Here is a 21,862-nt window from a genome sequence, read left to right as displayed (position 1 = left end):
CTCCTAGGCGAGGAAGTTCTTGAGTTCGAACACGAGCTTGCGGATGTGGCCCGAGATCACCGGCGTGCCCAGGTCCTTGAGCTTCTGCCGGAACCACGGGTTGACGCTCTGCTGGCCGCCGCTGTCCACCGAGCCCACGGGGATGAGCCGTACGCCGGATCGGTGCAGCGCCTCCATGCCGGCGTAGACGGCGGGGCAGTTCCACTCGTAGAAGTCCGAGATCCACACGACCACCGTGTTGCGGGGGTCGGCGACCTTCGGCTGGGCGAGGGCCAGGGCGGCGGTGCCGTCGGTGCCGCCGCCGAGCTGGGTGCGCAGTAGCACCTCGAACGGATCGTGCACCCACGGGGTGAGGTCGAGCGCGCGGGTGTCGTACGCGACCAGGTGCACGTCGACCTTGGGCAGCCCGGCGAAGATGGACGCCAGGATGGTGCAGTTGACCATCGCGTCGACCATGGAACCGGACTGGTCGACCACCACGATCATCCTGGCCGGTGTCGTACGCCTCGCGGTGTGCCGGTAGTAGAGCCGGTCGACGTAGAGCCGCTGGTCCTCGGGGCTGTAGTTGGTGAGGTTCTTCCAGATCGTGCGGTCGAGGTCCAGGTTGCGGAACACCCGCTTCGGCGGCACCGACCGGTCGATCGCGCCCACACTGGCCTTCTCGACCTGTGTGCGCAGCACCTCGGCGACCTCGTCGACGAACCTGCGGATCAGCGCCTTGGCGTTGGCAAGCGCCACCCCCGACAGGTTGGCCTTGTCGCGCAGCAACTGCTCGACCAGCGACATGCTGGGCGTGAGCTGCCGCGCCAGGGCCGGGTCGGCCAGGACCTCGCGCAGCCGCATGCGGCTGACCAGGTCGGCTTCGATACCGGCCAGCGCCTTGGCCAGGTCGTCGTCGCCGATCCTGACGCCGGAGCCCCGCCCGGACCCGGCCGTGGGGCCGGCCCCCGAGCTGGTCTCGGCCTCCGCTCCGGTTTCGCCGCCCGGCTCTCCCGGTGCCGCGTCCGTTCCCGCGCCCGCGCCCGATCCGGGCGCCGACCCCGCGCACAGGGCCCACTTGAGCCAGGCGGCGTCGCGCTGCCAGGTCGCGAGCCGGGTGGCGCTGACGTCACCGGAACCGGTGGCGAAGACGTTGAGCAGCAGCTTCGAGACGAGTGCCGCCCGGCGCACCTCGCCGCCCGGCACGTGCTCGTCCGGCGTCAGCAGGGTCTCGAACTCGGCGGACAGTTCGGGGAAGCGCTGCACCAGCGAGTCGACCGACACGGCCGGGTCGAGCAGTCCGGCGGGCAGGCCCAGGTCGCCGACGACCGCGACGCCGGCGGTCTCCAGCGCGGGCTGCTCCTCGTGGTCGAACAGCCGGGCGAGCAGCCGCCAATAGAGCACCTGACGCCGATTCCGGTCGGCGTTCGTCAGACCGTCGTCGCCGGTCGTGGAGATGCCGGTCGTGGAGATGCCGGTGGTGGAGAGGTCGTCGCTCATCGTCGCAGCAACCGTCCGGCTCGTTCCCGCAGCACGGTGACCGCGTCCGCCGCCCTGGCCTCGGCCTTGGCCGCCTTGGGGTCGGTGGGGCCGAGTGCCCAGTCGCCGGTGGCGGCCACCACCGCCTCCCGCTTGACCTTCGCCTGCACGGCGAGCGGCTGCAGCGTCCAGCGGCCGGCGTCCCACCGGACCAGTCCCACGCACGCCGACGAGGCCGCCACCAGCTTGGGCGTGAGCGGACCGCAGTCGGGCAGCCGTTCCGCGTCCACGGCGAGGACCGTTCCGCCCAGGTCGAAGGAGCCGTCCTTGGTGACCTTGTAGCCCTCCACCAGCACCGGTTCTGCGATGCGTACGGGAACGCGGTCGAGGGGCGGCACCGCCGGGGCGAGCGCGCCGGGCAGGCACAGCCGGGCGGTCGCCAACGGGTCGGCGGGCTTGCTCACGAAGGCGCGGTCGTCGTCCCAGACGAGGTCACCGCTGTCGAGCAGGGGCATGTCCGTGATCTCTACGCTGCGTCCGTCGGCCAGCGCGGCGAGCAGCACCTTGTGGCGCTGCGCCAGCTTCCACAGCGCGGGCCCGACGATGGTGTCGACCTTGGCGACCGTGACGGAGGTGCGCACCAGCCGGGACCTGCCGCCGCCGGCGGGCTCCAGGACGGCATGCACCTGGAACTGGACGGCGGTGCCGTGCTCGTGCACGTCGACGCCGAGTGCCAGCAGCCGTCCCGACACCGTGGTGGCGGACCGGGGCTCGCCGGTCAGGACGCCGTCCTGCGACAGCAGCAGAGCGCGGGTCCACAGGTCGGCCCAGCGCCGCACCGGCAGGTGCTCCGCCGGGCCGATCGGGCAGCAGGCGCGCAGTTCGGCCGCGAAGCCGTCGAGCAGCACCGCGAGCCTGTGCAGATCAGGTGCGGCGAGCAGGGCCTCGATGACCTGGTCCGCCGCGGAGACGAGGTCGTGGTCGACGCCGCGCCAGCCGGTGATGGCCAGCTCGCGCAGCCAGGAGCGGACGCCGCCGAGCACGTTCCCGGCCGGCTGAGCGCCGGCGTCGCCCGCCGTCCCCGGGCCGTCGGGCGCCGCTGGCCATTCCGCTCGCTCCCGTCCCAACGCCGTGTCCAGGCTTTCGAGCAGGGCGTCGTGCACGGCGCCGGACAACGCGACCCGGCCGCCCGCCAGGGCCCTCAGATGCTCCTGCGTGATCGAACCGGACACGACCGCGTCGGCGGCCTCCGCCAGCCGATCGCCGAGAGGGGTGGCCGCGAACGCCGCGGCCAGCGCGGTCACCGCGTCGGCGCGCTCGTCGGCGAGCCGGGCGAGGCCGTGCACCAGGGCGTCGTCGAAGCCGTCGAGCAGCGCGAGCGCCTCCCCGGCCCCGTCACCGGCGTTTCCCGAGTCGCCGGCGAGCAGCGCGGCGAGCTGTACGGCCAGCATCAGCTCACCGTCCCCGTGGCCGGGAACCAGTGCAGCTCCGGGATCGGCAGGGTGGTGTCGGGCACCTCGAGGTAGGCCAGGTGGCGCAGGAACCGGCTGAACACGACCGCGGCGGGGGCGGGCTCGTGGGCGCCGCCCAGGCAGTCGGCCAGCTCCTCGCCCTCGGGGACCTCGACCCGCAGGTAACGGGCCACGCGGTCGGCGCCGTACTGCACGACGGCCTCGGCGACCAGGGCCCGCAGGTGCTTGCACGGCGAGCCGTACAGGCCGCCGCAGGGGCGGTTGTTGTTGGTGCTGCAGTTGTAGTTGTGCGTGCCGGCGGCGATGGAGGAGACGTAGACCCGGCCGATGTCCGAGCCGCTCGACACCACGCCCTGCAGCCGGCCGTCCGCCAGCTCCACGAAGGGGACCTTCGCCAGCTTGCGCGGCTGGACCGGCGGCACCACGCGCAGCCTGCTGTGTCGTGCCCACACGGTCGCGCCGTTGGGGGAACGGTCTGTCATGATCCGGAAAGTAGCCGAGCCGTACGACAAAACCGCGGCGCCGCCCGCCCGGACCGGCCGGCTCCCGCTCGCGGCACCGGTCGCTACCGCTTCCAGGGGTGATGCCGCTTCGGAATTCGCCTTGACATGAGTGGACACTTCCAGAAAGATCCACCTGTCGATTGTTGTCCCGCTCGCGATGCCGAGAGGTCGCCTTGCGGTTGCCACGTGTGAAAGCCCAGCACCGCCCCCACAGGTACGGCAACGACCGGATCCGGATAGGCGGCGCCGCCCGGGAGATCAGCGATCCGGACGGCCATGTCTGGGCGGCCCTGAACTCCATGGACGGCACGAGGACCCCGGAGGAGGTCGCCGCCCGTCTGCTCCGCACGTTCCCGGGGCTCACCGAGGCCGAGGCGACCGGCGTCGTCGATCTCCTGCTGAAGTCGGGATACGTGGAGGACGCCGCCGCTCCGCGGCCCGAGGAGCTCAGCCTGCGGGAACTCGAGCGCTACTCACGCAACGCGGCGTTCTTCCGCGGCAGCGGCCTCGCGCCGCGCGAGCACGGCTGGGAGGCGCAGGTCCGCCTGAAGCGCTCGCGCGTGCTCGTCTTCGGGCTGGGCGGCACCGGCAGTCACACGGCCTGGGCACTCGCCGCGTGCGGCGTCGGCGAGATCCACTGCGTGGACCACGACCTGGTCGAGCTGTCCAACCTGACGCGGCAGGCCCTCTATCGGGAGGCCGACATCGGCAGTCCCAAGGTGGACGTGGCCGTCGCCCGGCTCGCCGAGGTCAACTCCTCCGTCCGCGTGACCGGGGAGGCCCGGGCGGTCGAGTGCGAGGAGGACATGCTCGACCTCGTACGCGGGTTCGACGCGGTGGCGATGTGCGCCGACGAACCGGCCGGCCGGGGCGGCATCCGCATCTGGGCCAACCGGGCCTGCCTGTCGGAGAAGATCCCGTGGGCGCTCGGCGGTTACAACGGCCCGCTGGTGAGCGTGGCGGCGTTCACCCCCGGCGGCCCGTGCTACGAGTGCCTGACCGCGAGCGTCGACGCCCCTCTCGCGCCCGGGATCCCCGTCGACCTCGGCGGGCCGGACGTCCTCGCGCCCTCGGCCGGAGTATCGGGCCACCTGACCGCCCAGGCGGTCATCGCGTTCCTGACCGGAATCCCCGCGGCCTCGGGCAGCTACGTCACCGGGATCAACCTCATCGCCCCGGACCAGCACGTCTACACGCGCCATCCGGCGGCGCCGGACTGCCCCGCCTGCGCTCCGGACGCGCTCCGCGCCGAATCCCTCGGCAGCATGGCCAGGTGACAGACCCCGGGCCGCCCCCGACGGTCAGGCGAGCGGAAGGCCTGCCCCGCGCTCGGACTCGGGGCGCGGGCCGCGGATGCGCCGCTCGCTCTCCTCGATCGGCACGTCGTTGATGCTCGCCTCCCTGCGGCTCATCAGCCCGTCGGCGGTGAACTCCCACAGTTCGTTGCCGTAACTGCGCCACCACCGGCCCTCGGCGTCGTGCCACTCGTACTGGAACCGTACGGCGATGCGGTCGCCGCCGAAGGTCCACAGGTCCTTGCGCAGGGCGTAGTCCCGCTCGCGCTCCCACTTGCGGCGCAGGAAGGCGACGATCTCCTCCCGTCCGGTCAGGAACTCCGAACGGTTGCGCCACACCGAGTCCTCGGTGTACGCGAGCGCGACACGTTCCGGGTCTCTGGTGTTCCAGGCGTCCTCGGCGGCCTGCACCTTCTGCCTGGCGGTCTCCTCGGTGAACGGCGGAAGCGGCGGACGTGTGCTCATCGTGCTCTTCTTCCCGGACGAGAGAACCCTCATTCTCCGATGGGGTAGGGGCCGAGGCCGGGCGGCGGCCGCCGCGCTCAGCCCATCGCGATCATCAGTGGGGCGAACATGCGGGTCCGGTCGCCGGGGAGCGGCCTGCCGCCGTGGACCATGAAGGACGTCGAGAACGCCGGGGACACGCCCCGATCGCCGAGCCAGTCCAGCAGGCCCGGCCGGGCGCGCTCGACCTCGATCCGCACCAGGCCGTCGGCGTTCCGCGCGAGGTCGGTGACGAGCGCGCGGGCGACCGCCTCGTCGCCGGCGACCACCGGCCCGATGAACAGGGTGTCCATGCTGCGCCACGACACGGCGTAGCCGGTCAGCCCCGTCTCGTCCTCGGCGACCCTGACCTCCTCGGCGAAGGCGAACACCCGCGCGAGCAGCCCGGCCCGGTCGGCGCCGAAGACCTCCCCGTCGAGCGCGAGCAGGGCGTCGAGATCGGCGCCGAGGTCGGCGCCGAGGTCGGCCGGCCTCGACAGGACGGGGTCGTCCCCGGCGCGCAGGCGCCCCACACGCGCCTCCGTCACGCCCAGCGTCTCGAACCCGAGCTTCTCGTACAGCGGCCGGCCGGCCTCGGTTGCCCAGAGGAAGACGGTCGCGTCACCGGCCGCGTCGAGCACGTGCGTCATCAGCCGCCTGCCCAGCCCGCGTCCGCCATACCGGGTGGCGACGAGCATCATGCCGATGCCCGCCGCGGCCGTGCCGTACCGGGTCAGCGTGACCGTGCCCGCAAGCTCTCCCGAAGGGGCGTCGATCGCGTAGACCTCGGCGTTCTCCAGGAGGAACAGCCACTTGCGCTCCTCCCGGGCCCAGGCCCTGTCCTCGCTGAGGGCGAGGCATCGATCCAGGTCCTCGGGTCCGAGCCGGCGTACGGGCAGTTCGGCGGCCGGTGTGGTGAGCGGGTCGGGCATGCGTCGTCCTTGTCCGCGCCGGTTCACGGCCCCGGCGCTCGTGGCGGCATCCGAGGCTAGCCGTATCCCCGATCCCGCGGAAACCGCTTTTCCCTCGCTGGAAATAGAGCGTTCCCGGGGGCGTACACGGCCGGCTCGGCGAGCGGCAGTTCCTCGGCCGTGACGGCCCCCACCGGGACTACCGCGCCGGCCTGATTCAGGCCGGCCACCGCCCGCGCCTGTCCGCGTACGCGGCGGCCCCCGCGAGCAGCCCGGCGAGCAGCAGGTAACCCGAGGTCAGGGACAGCGCGGTCGCGACCGCCCCAACGAGGAGCGGGCCGCCCGCGTCGCCGATCTCCCGGCCCACCTCGGCGCTTCCCATGGTCTGGCCCATGCGCTCGGGAGGTGTGGCCCCGGCCAGAACGGCGAACCCGAGCGGGGTGATCAGCCCGATCCCAGCGCCCGCCGTCGCCGCCGCGAGGACCAGCGGGACCACGCCCGGGACGGCCGCGAGCGCGAAGGCCGCCGCGCAGAGCAGCAGCCCGGTGGCCAGACCGCGGATCGGGCTGATCCTCCTCGCGTCGAGCGCCCGGCCCGCGAGCGGCTGGACGAGGGCGGCGCACGCGGCCAGCACGGAGACGGCCGCACCGGTCGTGATCGGGCCAAGCCCGTCCGCCCGGCCGGACACCGGCAGGAAGCCGACCCCCACCGACAGCGCCGCAGTCCCCGCCGCCAGGGCCGTCACCGGCCGCAGGAACCCGGGATCGGCGAGACGCCGGGCGAGGTCGCCCACGGTCTGCCTGGCGCGCGGCAGCGGCGGCACCCGGGGCACCGTGAGGGCCGCCCAGCAGGCCACCGCGGCGGCCAGCGCGGCCATGACCGCGAACAGCGAGCGCAGGCCGCCTGCCGCGACGACCGCCCCGCCGAGGAAGGGGCCGAGCGTGTAGCCGATGCTCTTGTAGAAGCCGTACGAGCCGAAGGCCCGGCCGCGAGCGCTCTCCGAGGTCAGCCGTGCGACCAGCGCGGACGCCGCGGGCGAGAACGCCGAGGCCGCCGCGCCCTGCCCCAGCCTCGCCGCCAGCAGCCACCCGGCGTCCGGGAGACCATGGGGCCGGGCCGCCACCACGTAGACGCCCGAGGCGAGGACGAACGCGACGAGGCCGCCCACGAGCACCGGCCGCGGTCCGACCCGGTCGGCCAGCGTGCCGAACGCCGGTTTGAGCACGACCTCGGCGCCGTCGTAGAGGGCGAGCAGCAGGCCGAGCCGAAGCAGGGACGCTCCCGCGCCGTCGCCGGCCACGCCGAGGTTGGCCGCGATGCCGTGCGCGCCGAAGGCGGTGGTGAACCCGGCGGCGTACAACGGCCACAGCCGCGCGCGGCTCACGGGCCGGTTCCGGGCCGGCGCGTCACGCCAGACGCGGCGGGAATCCGCCGGTGGCCACCGGCCCCCAGGACGTCGGGGTGATCCGCACCAGCGACTTGCCCTGGCGGACCATGGCGGCGCGGTACTCCTCCCAGTCGGGGTGCTCCCCGGAGATCGAGCGGTAGTACTCGACCAGCGGCTCCAGGGCCTCCGGCAGGTCGAGCACCTCGGCGGTGCCGTCCACCTGCACCCACGGCCCGTCGAAGTCGTCCGACAGCACGACCACGCTCGCCCGCGGATCGCGACGGGCGTTGCGGGTCTTGGCGCGTTCGGGGTACGTCGACACGACGATGCGGCCCTCGGCGTCGACTCCGCAGGTCACCGGGGACGCCTGGGGGCCGCCGTCGCGTCTCGTCGTGATCAGGATCGCCCGGTGGCGATCACGGACGAATTCGAGCAACTGCTCACGGGAGACCTTCTCGGCGGTCGCGATCCTCGGACTCATGCTCGCTCCTCGCCTCCGGCTCCGAGCGGCATACACCAGACACTGATTCGCTCGCTGCACTCGCTCATGCCGCCACTTTAATCACGCCCGGAGGCGCGGCTCCGCTCCACCAGGCAGGTGACGCCGTCGAGCAGGAGCCGCATGCCGAGCTCGAACAGGTCGTCGAGGCGGAAGTCGTACCCGTCCTCGCCCAGGCCGCCGATGACCTTGGCGAAGGCCGGGTAGCGCCCCGACCTCGCGATGGCGCTCAGCGCCGGCCCCTGGACGTCCATCCACTGCTCCTCGGACAGCCCGGTCGCCGCCGCGATCTGCGCCTCGCGCTCCAGGTTGATCGCGAGGCCCTGCACGTGGCTGTAGAGCAGGATGTGGACGTCGAGCACGGTCGCCGGATCGAGGCCGAGGCCGTCGAGGGCGGCCAGCGCCCAGTCGGCGTGCACGGTCAGCCCGGGCAGCGCCAGCGGCCTGCCGAGCGGGCTGAGCTGCGCCAGCCACGGATGCCGCCGGAAGATCGCCCACAGCGTACGGCCCGCGATCTCCAGCCGTTCCCGCCAGCCCTCGGGGGCATCGCCGGGGTAGCCCAGCTCGCCGAAGGCGGCGTCCGCCATGAGCAGGATCAGGTCGTCCTTGCTTCCGACGTACCGGTACGGCGACATGGCCGCGACCCCGAGCCGGGCCGCCACACCGCGCATCGACAGCGCCGGCAGCCCCTCCGCGTCGGCGATCTCGATGGCCGCCCGCACGACGCGCTCGCGGGTCAGCTCGCGTTCGGCCCCCGCGCCCGGCCGCCGCCGGGCCGCGTCGCCATCACGTGGGGCGGGCGCCGCGACGCGTACCCGATCTCCCGGCGGTGCGGCGGCTCCCGACGCGGGCGGGAGGGCCGGGGGCGGCTCCGCGACGACCGTGCCGACGCGGGATTCCGCACGGACGAGCCCTTCCCTGCGCAGCTCGGCGAGCGCCCTCGTGGCGGTGGCGAGCGCGACCCCCCACTGCGCGGCCACCTGCCGGGTCGATGGCACCCGATCGCCGGGCGCCAGCTCGCCCTCGGTGATCCTGCGCCTGAGTTCGGCGGCGATCCTCGCATACGGCGGTGTCACCTCGATCTCCTCCCTGTACTAGGACAGAATCTAGCTGTTCTAGTACAGATACTCGCCAAAATCCCAGCTTGAACGATGTGGGCGTACAGCGTACATTCACTGCACATACGGCATCCACACCCCCAAGGGAGCTTCGATGACCAACGTGCTCGTCTCCGGCGCCGGTGTCGCGGGGATCACGCTCGCCTACTGGCTGCGCCGCCACGGCTTCACCCCGACCGTGGTGGAGCGCGCACCCGGCCTCCGCTCGGGAGGGCAGGCGATCGACATCCGCGGCGTCGCGCTGGAGGTCGCCGGCCGCACCGGCGTACTCGACGAGGCGCGGCGCCTGCGCACCACCCACCGCGGCATGTCGGTGTACGACGGCGAGGGCAACGAGATCATGCGTTCGGAGGAGACGACCTACAGCAGCGGTCGGCTCGACAACGACGACATCGAACTGCTGCGCGAGGACCTCACCCGCCTGCTGTACGAGCGGACGCGCGGGGAGGTCACGTACCTGTTCGGTGACTCGATCACCGCGCTGGAGCAGGACGAGCGGGGCGTGCTGGCCCGGTTCGAGCACGCCGAGCCGCGCCGGTACGACCTCGTGGTGGGCGCGGACGGACTGCACTCCACGGTCCGGCGGCTGGCCTTCGGGCCGGAGCAGGAGTTCGTCCACCACCTGGGGACCTACCTGGCCGTGTTCGGCATGGACAACTTCCTCGGGCTGGAGGACTGGCAGGTCTGGATGCAGGACGGCGAGCGCGGATACGGGATCTTCCCGGTCCGGGGGAACACGGAGCTGCGGGTCAGCCTCGGCTTCCAGTCCGAGCCGCTCGACCATCGGGACCCCGCCCGGCTGCGCGCGGCCCTGGCCGAGGCGTTCGCGGGTGCGGGCGGGGAGACGCCGAGGGTGCTGAAGGGCATGGAGGAGGCGGGCGACTTCTACTGCGACTCGATGGCCCAGATCACCATGGACCGGTGGTCGTCGGGACGGATCGCGCTCGTCGGCGACGCCGCCTACTGCCCCTCCCCTCTGTCCGGGCAGGGCACGAGCCTCGCCCTGGTGGGCGCGTACGTGCTGGCCGCCGAGCTGGCGGGAGGCACGCACGAGGCCGCCTTCGCCCGCTACGAGCGGCGGATGCGGCCCTTCGTGGCGCTCAACCAGGCGCTGGCCACGGAAAACCCCGGCCGTGGGGCCTCCGAGGAATCGGTCGATCGCGCCAAGGACGCGATCTCCCTGGACGAGTGAGGGCCTTACGGCGCTTTACCCGCCGCCGACCCAGCCAGCACCCACTACGTACGTATGCCTCGAACAGGTATCGATACGGGTGTTTTCCCCCTCCCCACCCCAAGGCGCGAGAAGGCAGTCTGAAAACGTCTCAAAGAGTGCATGAGAGTCAGGGGGACCGATCATGTGCCAGCACCACCCTCAGTGCCCGCCGGCGGACGCACCCGACCGCGACGCGGCCTGTCTGATCGCCTTCCACCCGGAGCAGGGATGGGGTCTGCTCTGCAACGGCGTGGTGCTCTTCGACGACAGTGGTGAGCTCATGCCGGACGGTCGCAGCATCCCCGCTCGCGCATCTCTGGGGTGTGCCGCATGAGTTTGATCTACTGTCCCGTCCGAGACGAATCACCGTCATCCGCGTCACCGTCATCAGCACAGGACGGCCACGCACCCGCCGTCCCGTCACGCCGGCACTCCGCGGTCCGTCACCGCTGGGAGACGCTGCGGCAGCGGGTCGGCGACCTCGCGATCCAGCTCGTGGACGACCCCGACGTCGAGGTGGCGTCCTGGCGGCTGCCCACCGACGCCACCGCCGCCGGGCGGGCCCGGCGGCTGGTCGGTGAGCGCCTGAGCGCCTGGGGCATGGAGAACCTGTCCGACGTGACGCGGCTGTTGGTGAGCGAACTGGTCACGAACGTGCTGTGCCACACCTGCTGCGGCGACCTCGTCGTACGGCTGTCGGCCGTCGAGGGGCTGCTGCGCTGCGAGGTGGAGGACTGCGACGGCACGATGCCCGAGATGGCCCGGCCGTCCGCCGGCGACGAGCACGGGCGCGGACTGCGGCTGCTGGACTCGCTGGCCTGTTGCTGGGGCGCGGAGCGCACCCGGCAGGGCAAGATCACGTGGTTCGAGCTGCCGGTGTACGCCCTCCGCTGACCGGCCCGCTCGTCGGGCCGCTCGCGCCGTCCGCGGCCGGGCCGGCCGGGTTGGCCGGGTTGGCCGGGCGCTCGCTCAGCCGCTCCTTCAGCCAGGCGGCGACCTGGGCGCGCGACTTGAACCCGAGCTTGTCCAGGATGTGCTCGATGTGGCCTTCCGCGGTGCGCTGGGAGATGACGAGTCTGCCCGCGATGTCCTTGTTGCTCAGTCCCTCGGCGACAAGGTGCGCGATCTCCGTCTCCCGGCGCGTCAGCGGTGCGATCCGGCCCTCGAACGGCGCGGGCGCGCGGGCGGCGGGGGTCCGCTCGCGCAGGGCGTACGTGAGCGCCTCCTCCCGTGTCAGGGCCGCGCCCCGGGACACCTCGGCCTGGAAGGCGGCCTCGCCCAACGCCTCTCGGGTGACCGCCTCGCACTCGTCGTGACAGCGGCTCATGTAGCGGAACTCCGCCAGCCGCGCGCCGACGGCCCGCCAGAAGGTCCGTACGACGCCGAGCAGCCGGGCCGCCCGCTCGTACTCCTGCTCTCCGGCGGCGAACCAGGCGTGGGCCTCCAGGTTCATGCCCATGCCGAGCTGGTCGCCGACCGCCGTGTTGTAGCGCAGGCTCTCGTTGTCTATCTCGCAGGCCGCGCGCATGTCGTCCCGGTGCCAGGCGTCCATCGCGAGCGCCAGCAGCGCGTACGCCCGGTGCCATCCCTCGCCGTACAGGTCGCACAGAGCCACGCACTCCTCGGCGAGGTCACGGGCGGCCGGGCGGCCGAGGAACGCGTTGGCCAGGGCGAGCCGGTTGAGTGCGAGCGCGAGACCGATGGGGTTGCCGACGGCGCGGTGAGCGGCCGCCGCCTCCTCGTATCGCCGCATGCCCGTCTCCAGGTCGCCCCCGCACACGGCCGCCATGCCGGACAGGAACGCGATATAGCCGAGCGTCACCCGCAGCCCGAGCCGCTCGGCGATCGCCGTGGCCTCCTTCAGCCGTGCGAGCGTGGTGACGCAGTCGTCCCTCAGCAGGGCGATCCAGGCGCCCGCCCACAGGGCGTGGGCCCGCACCTCGCCGGGTTCCGTCGCGGCGGCCAGGCTCCGGTCGAACCAGCCGGCGCCCTCCGACAGGTGGTAGCCGCTCCAGTGGTAGAGCAGTTCCGCGGTCATCGCCAGGCCCGTCTCGGCCTCTCCCGGCTCGCGCAGCGACCAGCCCAGGGCCTTGCGGAGGTTGGCGTGGTCGCGCTGCAGGCGTTCCACCCACGACTGCTGGGCGGCGCTGAACAGCTCCGCCCAGGCCCGTGAGGTGATCTTCCGGTAGTAGTCGCGGTGGCGCCGGTGCAGCGTCGCCTCGTTCCCTGAGGCGGCCAGCAGCTCACGGCCGAACTGCCGCACCGTGTCGAGCAGGCAGTAGCGGACCGCCCCGTCGTACTCCCTGCGGAGCAGGACCGACTTGTCGACCAGCCCCGCGACGAGTTCGAGCACGTCCTCGCGGGCGATGCCGTCGCCCGCGCACACCTGCTCGGCCGCCTCCAGGTCCAGGCCCCCGGCGAAGACCGAGACCCGCTGCCACAGCAGCCGCTCCTGCTCGGTGCACAGGTCGTAGCTCCACTCGAACAGCGCGCGCAGCGTACGCTGCCGAGGCAGCGCGGCCCGCGATCCGCCGGTGAGCAGCCGGAACCGGTCGCCCAGCCGTTCGAGCACCTGGCTCACCGACAGGACGCGCAGCCGTACGGCGGCCATCTCGATCGCCAGGGGCAGGCCGTCGAGCCGGCGGCAGATCTCGGCCACCGCCTCCTCGTTCTCCTCGGTCACCTCGAACTCGGGGACGACCGCGGCGGCCCGCTCGGCGAACAGCCGTACCGCGTCCGACTCGGCGAGCGGCGCCGCCGGATCGCCCGGGGCGGGCATCGCCAGCGGCGCCAGCTCGACGATCTGCTCGCCGTCGATGCCGAGCGCCTGCCTGCTGGTGGCGAGGACCCGAAGGTCGGGAAGCGCCCGGACCAGCGTGTCCACGAGCACCGCGCACTCGGCGAGGACGTGCTCGCAGTTGTCGAGCACGATCAGGGTCTGGCGGCCCCGCAGGCGTTCGACCAGCGCGTCGAGCGGCGGCCGGGTCGAGTGGTCGTTGACCGACAGCACCTCGGCCACGGTCTGCACGAGCAGGGCCGGATCTTCGAGCGCGGCCAGCTCGACCAGCCGTACGCCGCCGGGGAAGCTCCGGCGGACGTCCTCGGCCGCCCGCAGCGCGAGGCGGGTCTTCCCCACCCCGCCCGCGCCGATCAGCGTGACCACGTGCGAGGTCCCCAGCAGGCGCTTGAGCTCGGCCAGCTCGTGCCGGCGCCCCACGAAGCTGGTCACCTCCGCGGGCAGACCGGCCGGTTCCCCCCTGGCAACCCTCGTTCGCATCGCGGTCATGACGCCCACGCCGCCCCCGTCGTCCGGTACGCCACCACGTCGTGGCTCATACCAGCGTACAAACGCTGTTCCGCCCGACCGGGGGACCCCGGGGCGGGCTCAGCCCTTCATCCGCCGCAGGATCTGCTCGCGCCTGACCTGCAGGTCGTCGATGAGCGCCTCCTGCTGCTCGACGTTGGTCAGCAGGGTGGCCTTCTCCGCCATGTCCGTGGGCGCGTCCCAGCTCTGCCCGATCTCCTCGCGTATCTGCGTGGTCTCCTTGCGCAGGCGCTCGATCTGGGCGTCCACCTCGTCGAGCTCCTTCTTGAGCTCCGGATCGTCCATGCCTCACCGTCCTGTTGCGTCACTCGCGTTCGCCATGGCGCGTTCGTCCACCCCATTCCACGGGGACGGGAAACTATTCGGCGACGGCGGCAGGGAGGTAGACGGTCTCGCCGGTCGCGCGGGCCCGCTGCGCCGCCGTCAGCCGGGCCACCAGGTAGGCCGGCATGAGGGAGACGGCCTGCTCCGCCGTGAAGAACCCGTAGTCGTCCAGCTCGTCCTCCTGGAGGACCACGCCCGTCCCGTCCTCGAACGTGCCACAGTCGAACAGGAAGTGGACCAGTGGGATCGGCCGGTCGTCCAGCGGCGGCACCCACTGGACCACGAGCAGGCGGCCCACGGGCCGGGTGAGGCCCAGCTCCTCGGCCAGCTCCCGGCCGCAGGCCGCCTCGGGCGACTCGCCCTCGTCGACGTGGCCGCCCGGCCAGCCCCAGTGGTCGCGATAGCCCGGCTTCACGAGCAGGACCCGCCCCGAGGAGTCGGTGAGGAAACCGGCCGCCGCGGCGGCCACCTTGAACAGCCCCGCGTAGAAGGCGTCCGCCGGGATCATCGCAGCTCCGATCGCATGCCCTGAGCCTAGTCAGGGATCTCCCCTAGATCGCGGGGAGGAGGGCGTACGCCCCGGGCAGTACGCGCGATCTGGTCTGCACGCCCGATGCCCCGCCCGTGATCGCTTCCTACCGTCGAAGCAGACGTAAAAGGGGAGGTCGTGACTCCTCCGCTACCTGAAGGGAGCGGCTTCTCGCTAGGCCGCTTCCGCAGCGTCGCGAAGGGCAAGCCCTGCCCTGAGAATGTTCTCGGCCGCGTTCGCGTCGGCGTGCGCCTCGTGGCCACACGCCTGGCATCGGAACCGGGCTTGGGTGAGGCGGTTGTCCTTCGCGCAGTGCCCGCACCGCGAGCAGGTGCGGGAGGTGTTGCGGGGATCAACTGCGATCAGCTCGCGACCGGCGCTTTCAGCCTTGTACGCGAGGACCCGCAGGAACACCCCCCAACCCGCGTCCAGGATGCTCCGGTTCAGCCCGGACTTGGCCGCGACGTTCCGCCCGGGGGCGTCGATCGTGCCGGACGCGCTGCGGGTCATGTTCGCGATCCGCAGATCCTCGTGCACGATCACGTCATACGCCCGGACCAGTGCCAGGGCGGCCTTGTGCGCGCCGTCCAAGCGCTGACGCCGGACCTTCGCGTGCAGCGCCGCCACTCTCGCCACCGCCTTGCGGCGCCGCTTGGACCCCCGATTCTTAAGGGTGAGGGCCCGCTGGGCCGCGGCCAGACGTCCGGCGGACGCTTTCAGGTGGCGCGGGTTGTCCAGGTGGTCGCCGTCGCTGGTGGTCACCAGCGAGGCGACGCCCATGTCGACACCGGCCGCCGCACCGGTCGAGGGAAGCGGCTGCGCGGGCACGTCATCGCACGACAGGATCACGTACCAGCGGGACGTTTCCCGTTTCACGCTGATCGTCTTCACCCGGGCGTGCGACCGGCCTTCACACGGGCGAACAACGCGGCGAACGCCTTATCCAATCGGCGCAAAGTGGCCTGCTGAGACGAGAACGACCAACGACCCTGGCCGTCTGGGTCGTCGGCGCGGATGTGCTTCGACTCCCCGGACTGGTCACCGTAGCGAACCGTCACGCCCGCCTTGCGGTAGGCGGTGCGCCGGTGCTCAAGAGCGGCGTTATAGAGCTGCCGGTGATCCTCAAGGCAGGCGGCGAGCGAGGCGGCCTGCCTGCTGGTGGGGCGCAGCAGGAATTTGAACGACCGGCGCACACCCACCCTCCACATTCAGGTCACTTCTTGTAATCAGACCACCACGCTACCGGAATGCACCGACATTCAGCCTCGCTCGTGGAGCTTCTGCCGCGCTGGCTCGACTGGCTGCCGCGGTTGTCGCACGGCGAGGACGCGGCCGAGGAGGCACCGGAGGAGCGGGTCCCCGCCCTCGCCTGACACTCCCGTCCTCGTGCGCCGGAACGGTGACCCTGCCGTTCCGGCGCACGCGTCATAGGGGTCACGCAAGGGGCAAGAAGTGCATAACGGTAAAATGTGTCCACGTGGTGCACACGGGTGAGAACAGTCGCAAAGCCCTGATCTACTGGATCGCCGGTGTGCTCGCGTACATGGTCGCGGTCTTCCACCGCCAGTCGCTCGGCGTGACGGGGATCGACGCGGCGACGAGGTTCGGGGTCGGGTCGGCGGCGCTGTCCACCCTCGCCATGCTGCAACTGCTCGTCTACGCGGCCATGCAGATCCCCGTCGGCGTCCTGGTCGACCGCCTGGGTTCCAAGCGCATGCTGCTCATCGGCGCGGCGGTCATGGCCCTCGGCCAGCTTCTGTTCGCCGTCGCCACCGGTCTGGGGGCGGCCGTCGCCGGGAGGGTGCTGGTCGGCTGCGGCGACGCGATGACGTTCATCAGCGTGATCCGGGTGGTCAACGTCTGGTTCCCTGCCCGCCGCAACCCGCTGATCGTGCAGCTCACCGGCATCCTGGGCCAGTTCGGCGCGGTCGTGTCGGCCGTGCCGCTGATCACCTCGCTGCACGCGTACGGCTGGACGCCGACCTTCCTGTGGGCGGCGGGCCTGGGGGTGGTGGCGCTGGCCGCCGTCGGCCTCTTCCTGCGCGACCGGCGGCCGGAACGCGCGCCCGCGGCGCTCGGCGTGCGGGCGGCCTGGGCGGAGCCGGGCACCCGCCTCGGGATGTGGACCCACGCCGCCACCCAGTGCTCGTCCGCGGCCTTCACGATCCTGTGGGGCTATCCCTTCCTCGTGCAGGGCCAGGGCCTGTCCCCGCGTACGGCCGGCGTGCTGCTGACCACGCTGACGCTGCTCGCGATGGGCTGCGGGCCGCTGCTCGGTCACCTCGCGGGGCGTTTCCCGCTGCGCCGCTCGTGGATGGTGCTCACGGTCATCGGCGCCACGGCCGGCGCGTGGACGCTCGTCCTCCTGTGGCCCGGCCCCGCCCCGCTGTGGACGCTCGGGCTGCTCATGCTGGCCCTCGCCACGAACGGCCCGGGCTCGATGGTCGGCTTCGACTACGCCCGCACGTTCAACCCGGCCGAGCGCATCGGCGTCGCGACCGGCATCGTCAACGGCGGCGGCTTCGCCGCCTCGATGTCCCTGATCGCGCTCGTCGGGGTCGTCATGGACCTGCAGAGCGACTTCCGCTGGGCATTCGCCGTGCAGTATCCGATCTGGCTGCTCGGGGCCGTACAGGTGATCCGCTATCGCGCCCGCGCCCGCCGCCGCGCCACCCTTCACCCCGCCCCCGCCCCTGCCCCCGCCTGACGGAAGCTGCCGACGCTATGAGGGCCGTATGAGTTCGACCAGACCCGGCGAAATCTTGGCGAGCTTCTTGTCCGCGGTGAGAAGCGCCGTGGCCCCGCTCTCGTGAGCTGTCGCGAGGATCAAAGCATCGGGAACTCGTACCGAGAGGTCCCCTGCCCGGATCTGAGCGGCAGCCTCGGCGGTGGCCTCAGATGGCAACAGAACATCGTCAAGACCAGCTTCCCGAAACCTTCGCAGAGCCAACTCCGCTGCTGGCCCCCTCCGGATCGCACCTACCCGGCATTCGCTCCAGGTGATCAGGGAGATGGCGAACAAGGCTCCCCGCGCCTCCCATGCTTCAGCAGCCTCGCCCGCGTCCACGTGCAGGGCGTCCCCAGGATCCAGTAATCCGCTCACGATGTTCGTGTCCAGCAACACCAGGGGTCGGCTGGTCATTGCCAGCTGTCCCTGCTGTTCTCCACGTCCACCGCATCCGTGAAGCCGGGGATTGTTCCTATCACACCCTTGAAACGACTGCGGTGGCGGCGAATCACGATGTGGTCGTCCTCGTCCGCGATATCGACCGCATCCCCTGGCCCGAGACCCAGCTTGCGCAGGAGGGAGACGGGAAGGGTGACCTGGTTCTTACGAGAGATGCGCGCAGGCCCCCTCCGCGTTGACGGGTTCGCGTCCTCCATGAGCTTTACCGTTACCGCCATGAGTAAAGGCTAAACACCAGCACTCTCCGTACACAAACGGATTCGCAAAGCCATCAGATTGTCCGCAGGAGTCCCACGAAGGGGTCGGGGAAGTGGGAGGGGGCGAGGACGGCGGCCCGGGCGAGGATGTCCTCGCGCGTCCGTACGGCGAGGTCGGGGTCCTCGTCGTACACGTAGGGGATCGAGGGATCGGCGACTTGGACCGGGTGGAGCACGGCGTCGCCGCTCATCACCAGATCTCCCACCTCGACGCACTGGTGGCCGGGCGTGTGGCCGGGCGCGTGCAGCACCCGGACCCCGGGCACGGGTTCGGCGTCGCCGTCGACGACGTCGAGCAGGTCCCGCAGAGGGTCGAGGATCAGCGCGCGCACCGGCTCGGCGGCCCACTCGGTCTCCGCCCGCTGCACGACGTATCGGGCGTTCGGGAAGGCGGGAGCGCCGTCCGCGACCGCGCCACCGGCGTGGTCGCTGTGCAGGTGGGTCAGCACGACGACGTCCACGTCGGCCGGGGCGGCCCCGGCGGCGGCCAGTTCCCCGCCGAGGCGGCCGGGCAGGGGCGCCCAGGTCGCGGGCGAGCCGGCGCCGCCGATCCCGGTGTCCACCAGGACCGTACGGCCCGCCGCCCGCAGCAGGTAGCAGTGGAAGTGGAGCACCCACTCCTCGCCGGGCTCGAACACCGCACCGGCGAACATCTCGGGCAGCGGCTTGCGGACCGGTTCCTTCATGGGACCCACGGCATCGCAAAGCGGGATGATCTCGACACCGGCCACGATTCTCGGCTCATGCGGCATCGCACCACGATAGAAGAGACTCGGGTTTCAGCGGGCGCCGGCCTGGACGGGCGTGTAGTCGACGTCGAGGTCGGCCGCGTAGACGGCGCGCTCGCAGTGGGCGCAGCGGTAGAGGATCGGGCCCTCGTCAAGCTCGGTACGGCAGCGCGGGCAGCGGCGGCGGGTGCGGGTCATCGCGATCTCCCCCTTCGAAAAGCTCCTTGCGTGTCCATGGGACCTCCGCCGGCTTGCCGTACTCCTGCAGCCGACTTGCCGACGGTTCGCAGTCCCGCACGGGGTGGATGATGGACGGGTGCTCGCCGACGTCATCGATCACCTCGTCTGCCCGGCCTGCCGTACGGCGGTCCACCTGGCCGGCGGGTCGGTCAGGTGCGTGCACGGCCACTCCTACGACGTGGCGCGGCAGGGGTACGTGAACATGCTCACCCGCCCAGCCGGCACGGCCGATACGCCCGCCATGGTGGCCGCACGGGCGCGCTTCCTGGAGGCGGGCCACTACGGCCCGCTGGCCCGCCGCCTCGCCCGGATGTGCGAGGGCGCCGCCGTGGTCGCCGACGCCGGCGCGGGCACCGGTTACTACCTGGCCGCGGCGCTCGGCGACGACGCGGTGGGCATCGCGATCGACGTGTCCAAGCACGCGCTGAAACGGGCCGCCCGCGCGCACCCCCGCATCGGCGCCCTGGTGGCGGACGTGTGGCGGCCGATCCCCGTCGGCGACGACCGCGTGGACGTGCTGCTCAACGTCTTCGCGCCGCGCAACGCGGAGGAGTTCGCCCGGGTGCTGCGGCCCGGCGGTTCCCTGGTCGTCGTCACGCCCGGCCCCGGCCACCTGAGCCCGCTCGTCGAGCGCCTCGGCCTGCTGAGCGTGGACGAGGACAAGGGCCGCCGCCTGGAAGACACCCTGGGCGGCCACTTCGCCCGCGCCGCGGAGGAGACCGAGGAGATCGCGCTCTCCCTCGGCCACGACGAGGTCGAGGCGGTGGTCGGCATGGGCCCGAGCGCCTGGCACACGCGCCCGGAGGAACTGGCCGCGAAGATCGCCGCACTGCCCGACCCCGTGCCGGTGACCGCGTCCTTCCACGTCACCCGCTGGACCGCTCCGGCTTGACACGCCCGCGTAGCGCGGTTCACGAGCGCGGGATCGCCGCGCCCCCGGTGCGGATGGTGCGGATCGCGGGGGCGACCGCCGCGACCGCCCCCAGCAGGAAGCAGATCCCGATCACCAAGGCGACCGGCCGCCAGGGCACCTCGAAGGCGAACAGCCCGGCCAGGCGCAGCAGGGCCGCCTCCAGCCCCAGCAGGCCGAGCGCCGTGGCCGCGAACCCCAGCACCACTCCGACCGCCACCACCGCCAGCGCCTCGGCCACGACGTATCGCAGCACCTGCGCCCGCGTCGCTCCCAGCAGCCGCAGACCGCCCCGCTCGGCCGCCCGGTCGGAGGCCGCCATCAACAGCGTGTTGACCAGCGCGATCACGGTTTGACGCGCTCTCCGGCCTGAAGCTGAAGGCCGGGGATTCAGCCCGTGCCGCGCGTTCACGCGGCACCTCTGAGGCTTCCTGCTTCCTCGCGCTGCGCCGGAGCAGGCCCCGGTCTTACCTGCGCTCCACAGGCGTTTAGCCTGTCCGCCCGTCCGGCGGCCAGGATGTTCTTCGCCGCGTTGACGTCCCGATCGTGGACCGCCCCACAGGGGCAGGCCCACTCCCGGACGTTCAGCGGCATCGACTGCTGGACAGTCCCGCATTCCGAGCACAGCTTGGAGGAGGGGAACCACCGGTCGATCCGGTGGAAGGCACGCCCGTACAAGCGGGCTTTGTACTCCAGCATGGTCACGAACTGCGACCAGCCCGCGTCGTGGACGCTTTTGGCCAGCCGGGTGCGCGCCAGTCCCTTGACCGCCAGGTTTTCCACGTAGACCACTTGGTTGTCGCGGATCAGCTTCGTGGACAGCTGGTGGTGGAACTCGCGGCGCGCGTCGGCGACCTTCGCGTGCTGGCGGGCAACCTTCTGCCGGGCTTTGGCCCGGTTGTTCGACCCCTTGGCTTTGCGGGACAGCGCCCGCTGGAGCCGCTTGAGTTTCTTCTCCGCCCGGCGCAGGAAACGCGGTGAGTCGATCTTCCGGCCGTTCGACAGGACCGCGAAGGCCGACAGCCCAAGATCGATCCCGGCCTCGGGCTCTACCTGTGGCAGGGGCTGCTCGGCGACCTCGATCACAAAGGATGCGAAGTATCGGCCGGCTGCGTCCTTGACCACCGTCACCGAGGACGGTTCGGCGGGCAGGGCGCGCGACCAGCGAACCGGCACCTCGCCGATCTTCGGCAGGCGCAGCTTCCCGCCCGCCGTGATCGAGAACCGGGCGTTGCGGGTGAAGCGGATCGCCTGCCGGTTGTCCCTCTTGGACCGGAACCGGGGCGGGGCGACCTTCGGCCCCTTCCGCTTGCCCGTGATGGAGGCGAAGAAGTTCCGGTAGGCGGTGTTCAGATCGGCAAGCGCCTGCTGTAACACCACGGATGAGACCTCGCCCAGCCAGGAGCGTTCCGGGGTCAGCTTCGCCTGGGTGATGACCCGCTTGGACAACTCCCCATCCGCGATGTACGGCAAGCCCTGCTCCCGAGCGTCCTGCCGTGCGCGCAGCGCGTCGTTGAACACCACCCTGGCGCACCCGAACGCCCGAGCCAGCGCGACACGCTGGCCCGGCGTCGGGGACATGCGGTAGTTGTACCGGAGCTGCACACGATGATCCTGCCATTGGTCCATGGCCGAACATGGGAACATCAGAACCGGCAGGCACTGCGTTTTCGTCCTGCACGCCCACTTGGTATTCGTGACCAAGTTCCGGCATCCGGTGTTCACCGGCGCTCACCTGGAGCGCATGGAGCAGAAAGGTCGCCCTGTCCCGCCTCGTCAACTCGTTGAAAGGGGTGTCCTTCCGCCGGATGCGGACCGAGTTCCCCGAACTGGCCCGCCACTACTACCGGGCCAACAAGCTATGGTCGGGCTCCTACTTCGCCGGAAGCGTGGGCGGCGCACCGATCAGCCTCCTGCGTCAGTACATCGAGCAGCACAACCGCCCTCTCTGATCCACCACGACGCCGATCCGGCCTGGCGGCGGATCGGCTTTCCCGTCTCGCTGTCCCTCGAGGGCGCGTGG

General features: G+C 71.8%; 26 protein-coding genes and 1 pseudogene. 8 read left to right on the top strand and 19 right to left on the bottom strand.

The window, feature by feature from the left end; translation table 11 throughout:
• Positions 1-3: 3 nt before the first annotated feature.
• Genes Msi02_RS15865 through Msi02_RS15855 form a run of 3 tightly spaced genes read right to left on the bottom strand, consistent with a single transcriptional unit; the run spans position 4 to position 3,412 of the window.
• Positions 4-1,479: a VWA domain-containing protein gene (locus Msi02_RS15865; protein ID WP_204049058.1), complete on the bottom strand. Its 1,476-nt coding sequence runs from the start codon at positions 1,477-1,479 to the stop codon at positions 4-6.
• Positions 1,476-2,909 (bottom strand): hypothetical protein, encoded by a 1,434-nt coding sequence (locus Msi02_RS15860; RefSeq protein ID WP_204049057.1) that lies wholly within the window; start codon positions 2,907-2,909, stop codon positions 1,476-1,478. Before Msi02_RS15860 ends, Msi02_RS15865 begins: the two co-directional genes overlap by 4 nt.
• Positions 2,909-3,412: a hypothetical protein gene (locus Msi02_RS15855; RefSeq protein WP_079313738.1), complete on the bottom strand. Its 504-nt coding sequence runs from the start codon at positions 3,410-3,412 to the stop codon at positions 2,909-2,911. The genes Msi02_RS15860 and Msi02_RS15855 overlap by 1 nt, the downstream gene beginning before the upstream one ends.
• A gap of 209 nt (positions 3,413-3,621) precedes the next feature.
• Here Msi02_RS15855 and Msi02_RS15850 point away from each other — a divergent pair, with 209 nt between their 5' ends.
• Complete coding sequence (locus Msi02_RS15850) at positions 3,622-4,710, top strand: HesA/MoeB/ThiF family protein (RefSeq protein WP_204049056.1); 1,089 nt, start codon at positions 3,622-3,624, stop codon at positions 4,708-4,710.
• Positions 4,711-4,734: 24 nt separating this feature from the next.
• On the opposite strand, the gene Msi02_RS15845 is transcribed toward Msi02_RS15850, so the two are convergent.
• The 5 genes from Msi02_RS15845 to Msi02_RS15825 form a co-directional block, all read right to left on the bottom strand.
• Positions 4,735-5,193, bottom strand: coding sequence for a nuclear transport factor 2 family protein (locus Msi02_RS15845; protein WP_079313739.1), 459 nt, complete (start codon positions 5,191-5,193; stop codon positions 4,735-4,737).
• 77 nt (positions 5,194-5,270) lie between these two features.
• Positions 5,271-6,143, bottom strand: coding sequence for a GNAT family N-acetyltransferase (locus Msi02_RS15840; RefSeq protein WP_204049055.1), 873 nt, complete (start codon positions 6,141-6,143; stop codon positions 5,271-5,273).
• A gap of 196 nt (positions 6,144-6,339) precedes the next feature.
• Positions 6,340-7,506: an MFS transporter gene (locus tag Msi02_RS15835; RefSeq protein ID WP_204049054.1), complete on the bottom strand. Its 1,167-nt coding sequence runs from the start codon at positions 7,504-7,506 to the stop codon at positions 6,340-6,342.
• Between the two features lie 22 nt (positions 7,507-7,528).
• A complete protein-coding gene (locus Msi02_RS15830; protein ID WP_204049053.1) occupies positions 7,529-7,990 on the bottom strand; it encodes a PPOX class F420-dependent oxidoreductase in 462 nt (153 codons plus the stop codon).
• Between the two features lie 77 nt (positions 7,991-8,067).
• Positions 8,068-9,084: a GntR family transcriptional regulator gene (locus tag Msi02_RS15825; protein ID WP_239108446.1), complete on the bottom strand. Its 1,017-nt coding sequence runs from the start codon at positions 9,082-9,084 to the stop codon at positions 8,068-8,070.
• 136 nt (positions 9,085-9,220) lie between these two features.
• On the opposite strand from Msi02_RS15825, the gene Msi02_RS15820 reads away from it, so the two are divergent.
• From Msi02_RS15820 to Msi02_RS15815, 3 genes are all read left to right on the top strand, one after another.
• Positions 9,221-10,318 carry an FAD-dependent monooxygenase gene (locus tag Msi02_RS15820; RefSeq protein WP_204049052.1) on the top strand — a complete coding sequence of 366 codons (1,098 nt, stop codon included), beginning with the start codon at positions 9,221-9,223 and terminating at the stop codon, positions 10,316-10,318.
• Positions 10,319-10,481: 163 nt separating this feature from the next.
• Positions 10,482-10,673: a DUF5999 family protein gene (locus Msi02_RS43255; protein WP_079314569.1), complete on the top strand. Its 192-nt coding sequence runs from the start codon at positions 10,482-10,484 to the stop codon at positions 10,671-10,673.
• Complete coding sequence (locus Msi02_RS15815; protein WP_204049051.1) at positions 10,670-11,233, top strand: ATP-binding protein; 564 nt, start codon at positions 10,670-10,672, stop codon at positions 11,231-11,233. The genes Msi02_RS43255 and Msi02_RS15815 overlap by 4 nt, the downstream gene beginning before the upstream one ends.
• On the opposite strand, the gene Msi02_RS15810 is transcribed toward Msi02_RS15815, so the two are convergent.
• From Msi02_RS15810 to Msi02_RS43250, 5 genes are all read right to left on the bottom strand, one after another.
• A complete protein-coding gene (locus tag Msi02_RS15810) occupies positions 11,196-13,616 on the bottom strand; it encodes an ATP-binding protein (RefSeq protein WP_239108445.1) in 2,421 nt (806 codons plus the stop codon). The genes Msi02_RS15815 and Msi02_RS15810 overlap by 38 nt on opposite strands.
• A 108-nt stretch (positions 13,617-13,724) precedes the next feature.
• Entirely contained in the window at positions 13,725-13,949 is a 225-nt protein-coding gene (locus Msi02_RS15805) for a hypothetical protein (RefSeq protein ID WP_204049049.1), read from the bottom strand.
• A 73-nt stretch (positions 13,950-14,022) separates the two neighbouring features.
• Positions 14,023-14,496 (bottom strand): NUDIX domain-containing protein, encoded by a 474-nt coding sequence (locus Msi02_RS15800; RefSeq protein WP_079314572.1) that lies wholly within the window; start codon positions 14,494-14,496, stop codon positions 14,023-14,025.
• 195 nt (positions 14,497-14,691) lie between these two features.
• On the bottom strand, positions 14,692-15,408 hold the full coding sequence (locus Msi02_RS15795; protein WP_239108444.1) for an RNA-guided endonuclease InsQ/TnpB family protein: 717 nt from the start codon (positions 15,406-15,408) through the stop codon (positions 14,692-14,694).
• Positions 15,405-15,710: a helix-turn-helix domain-containing protein gene (locus Msi02_RS43250; protein ID WP_239108443.1), complete on the bottom strand. Its 306-nt coding sequence runs from the start codon at positions 15,708-15,710 to the stop codon at positions 15,405-15,407. The genes Msi02_RS15795 and Msi02_RS43250 overlap by 4 nt, the downstream gene beginning before the upstream one ends.
• 54 nt (positions 15,711-15,764) lie before the next feature.
• Here Msi02_RS43250 and Msi02_RS43985 point away from each other — a divergent pair, with 54 nt between their 5' ends.
• Both Msi02_RS43985 and Msi02_RS15790 read left to right on the top strand, forming a co-directional pair.
• On the top strand, positions 15,765-15,890 hold the full coding sequence (locus Msi02_RS43985; protein ID WP_275414145.1) for a hypothetical protein: 126 nt from the start codon (positions 15,765-15,767) through the stop codon (positions 15,888-15,890).
• Between the two features lie 104 nt (positions 15,891-15,994).
• Positions 15,995-17,224 carry an MFS transporter gene (locus Msi02_RS15790; RefSeq protein ID WP_239108442.1) on the top strand — a complete coding sequence of 410 codons (1,230 nt, stop codon included), beginning with the start codon at positions 15,995-15,997 and terminating at the stop codon, positions 17,222-17,224.
• 15 nt (positions 17,225-17,239) lie between these two features.
• Here the strand turns inward: Msi02_RS15790 and Msi02_RS15785 are convergent, their stop codons facing one another.
• The 4 genes from Msi02_RS15785 to Msi02_RS15770 all read right to left on the bottom strand — a co-directional run bounded on the left by Msi02_RS15785 (position 17,240) and on the right by Msi02_RS15770 (position 18,887).
• Positions 17,240-17,659 carry a type II toxin-antitoxin system VapC family toxin gene (locus Msi02_RS15785; protein ID WP_204049048.1) on the bottom strand — a complete coding sequence of 140 codons (420 nt, stop codon included), beginning with the start codon at positions 17,657-17,659 and terminating at the stop codon, positions 17,240-17,242.
• Positions 17,656-17,922, bottom strand: a complete 267-nt coding sequence (locus tag Msi02_RS15780; RefSeq protein ID WP_204049047.1) for an AbrB/MazE/SpoVT family DNA-binding domain-containing protein — start codon at positions 17,920-17,922, stop codon at positions 17,656-17,658. Before Msi02_RS15780 ends, Msi02_RS15785 begins: the two co-directional genes overlap by 4 nt.
• 53 nt (positions 17,923-17,975) lie before the next feature.
• Complete coding sequence (locus tag Msi02_RS15775) at positions 17,976-18,647, bottom strand: MBL fold metallo-hydrolase (protein ID WP_239108441.1); 672 nt, start codon at positions 18,645-18,647, stop codon at positions 17,976-17,978.
• A gap of 93 nt (positions 18,648-18,740) precedes the next feature.
• Entirely contained in the window at positions 18,741-18,887 is a 147-nt protein-coding gene (locus tag Msi02_RS15770) for a hypothetical protein (RefSeq protein ID WP_179155103.1), read from the bottom strand.
• 118 nt (positions 18,888-19,005) lie between these two features.
• Between Msi02_RS15770 and Msi02_RS15765 the strand changes: the two genes are divergently transcribed.
• On the top strand, positions 19,006-19,821 hold the full coding sequence (locus Msi02_RS15765) for a putative RNA methyltransferase (protein WP_204049045.1): 816 nt from the start codon (positions 19,006-19,008) through the stop codon (positions 19,819-19,821).
• Between the two features lie 19 nt (positions 19,822-19,840).
• On the opposite strand, the gene Msi02_RS15760 is transcribed toward Msi02_RS15765, so the two are convergent.
• The gene (locus Msi02_RS15760; RefSeq protein WP_239108440.1) at positions 19,841-20,188 is read right to left on the bottom strand and encodes an FtsX-like permease family protein; all 348 of its coding nucleotides are present in this window, start codon (positions 20,186-20,188) and stop codon (positions 19,841-19,843) included.
• A gap of 59 nt (positions 20,189-20,247) precedes the next feature.
• Positions 20,248-21,444, bottom strand: a complete 1,197-nt coding sequence (locus Msi02_RS15755) for an RNA-guided endonuclease InsQ/TnpB family protein (protein ID WP_204049086.1) — start codon at positions 21,442-21,444, stop codon at positions 20,248-20,250.
• A gap of 22 nt (positions 21,445-21,466) precedes the next feature.
• Here Msi02_RS15755 and Msi02_RS15750 point away from each other — a divergent pair.
• A pseudogene (locus Msi02_RS15750) lies at positions 21,467-21,791 on the top strand (transposase).
• Positions 21,792-21,862 lie beyond the last annotated feature (71 nt).

The sequence above is a fragment of the Microbispora siamensis genome, assembly GCF_016863095.1.
Lineage (GTDB): Bacteria > Actinomycetota > Actinomycetes > Streptosporangiales > Streptosporangiaceae > Microbispora > Microbispora siamensis.
This window is presented reverse-complemented; position numbering and strand designations above follow the sequence as displayed.

Bases quoted from the DNA above. Each gene is read 5' to 3' on its own strand.
- Msi02_RS15865 (WP_204049058.1), bottom strand. From the start codon at position 1,479: ATGAGCGACGACCTCTCCACCACCGGCATCTCCACGACCGGCATCTCC.
- Msi02_RS15860 (WP_204049057.1), bottom strand. From the start codon at position 2,909: ATGCTGGCCGTACAGCTCGCCGCGCTGCTCGCCGGCGACTCGGGAAAC.
- Msi02_RS15855 (WP_079313738.1), bottom strand. From the start codon at position 3,412: ATGACAGACCGTTCCCCCAACGGCGCGACCGTGTGGGCACGACACAGC.
- Msi02_RS15845 (WP_079313739.1), bottom strand. From the start codon at position 5,193: ATGAGCACACGTCCGCCGCTTCCGCCGTTCACCGAGGAGACCGCCAGG.
- Msi02_RS15840 (WP_204049055.1), bottom strand. From the start codon at position 6,143: ATGCCCGACCCGCTCACCACACCGGCCGCCGAACTGCCCGTACGCCGG.
- Msi02_RS15830 (WP_204049053.1), bottom strand. From the start codon at position 7,990: ATGAGTCCGAGGATCGCGACCGCCGAGAAGGTCTCCCGTGAGCAGTTG.
- Msi02_RS15820 (WP_204049052.1), top strand. From the start codon at position 9,221: ATGACCAACGTGCTCGTCTCCGGCGCCGGTGTCGCGGGGATCACGCTC.
- Msi02_RS43255 (WP_079314569.1), top strand. From the start codon at position 10,482: ATGTGCCAGCACCACCCTCAGTGCCCGCCGGCGGACGCACCCGACCGC.
- Msi02_RS15815 (WP_204049051.1), top strand. From the start codon at position 10,670: ATGAGTTTGATCTACTGTCCCGTCCGAGACGAATCACCGTCATCCGCG.
- Msi02_RS15810 (WP_239108445.1), bottom strand. From the start codon at position 13,616: ATGCGAACGAGGGTTGCCAGGGGGGAACCGGCCGGTCTGCCCGCGGAG.
- Msi02_RS15805 (WP_204049049.1), bottom strand. From the start codon at position 13,949: ATGGACGATCCGGAGCTCAAGAAGGAGCTCGACGAGGTGGACGCCCAG.
- Msi02_RS15800 (WP_079314572.1), bottom strand. From the start codon at position 14,496: ATGATCCCGGCGGACGCCTTCTACGCGGGGCTGTTCAAGGTGGCCGCC.
- Msi02_RS43985 (WP_275414145.1), top strand. From the start codon at position 15,765: ATGCACCGACATTCAGCCTCGCTCGTGGAGCTTCTGCCGCGCTGGCTC.
- Msi02_RS15785 (WP_204049048.1), bottom strand. From the start codon at position 17,659: ATGACCAGCCGACCCCTGGTGTTGCTGGACACGAACATCGTGAGCGGA.
- Msi02_RS15780 (WP_204049047.1), bottom strand. From the start codon at position 17,922: ATGGCGGTAACGGTAAAGCTCATGGAGGACGCGAACCCGTCAACGCGG.
- Msi02_RS15775 (WP_239108441.1), bottom strand. From the start codon at position 18,647: ATGAAGGAACCGGTCCGCAAGCCGCTGCCCGAGATGTTCGCCGGTGCG.
- Msi02_RS15770 (WP_179155103.1), bottom strand. From the start codon at position 18,887: ATGACCCGCACCCGCCGCCGCTGCCCGCGCTGCCGTACCGAGCTTGAC.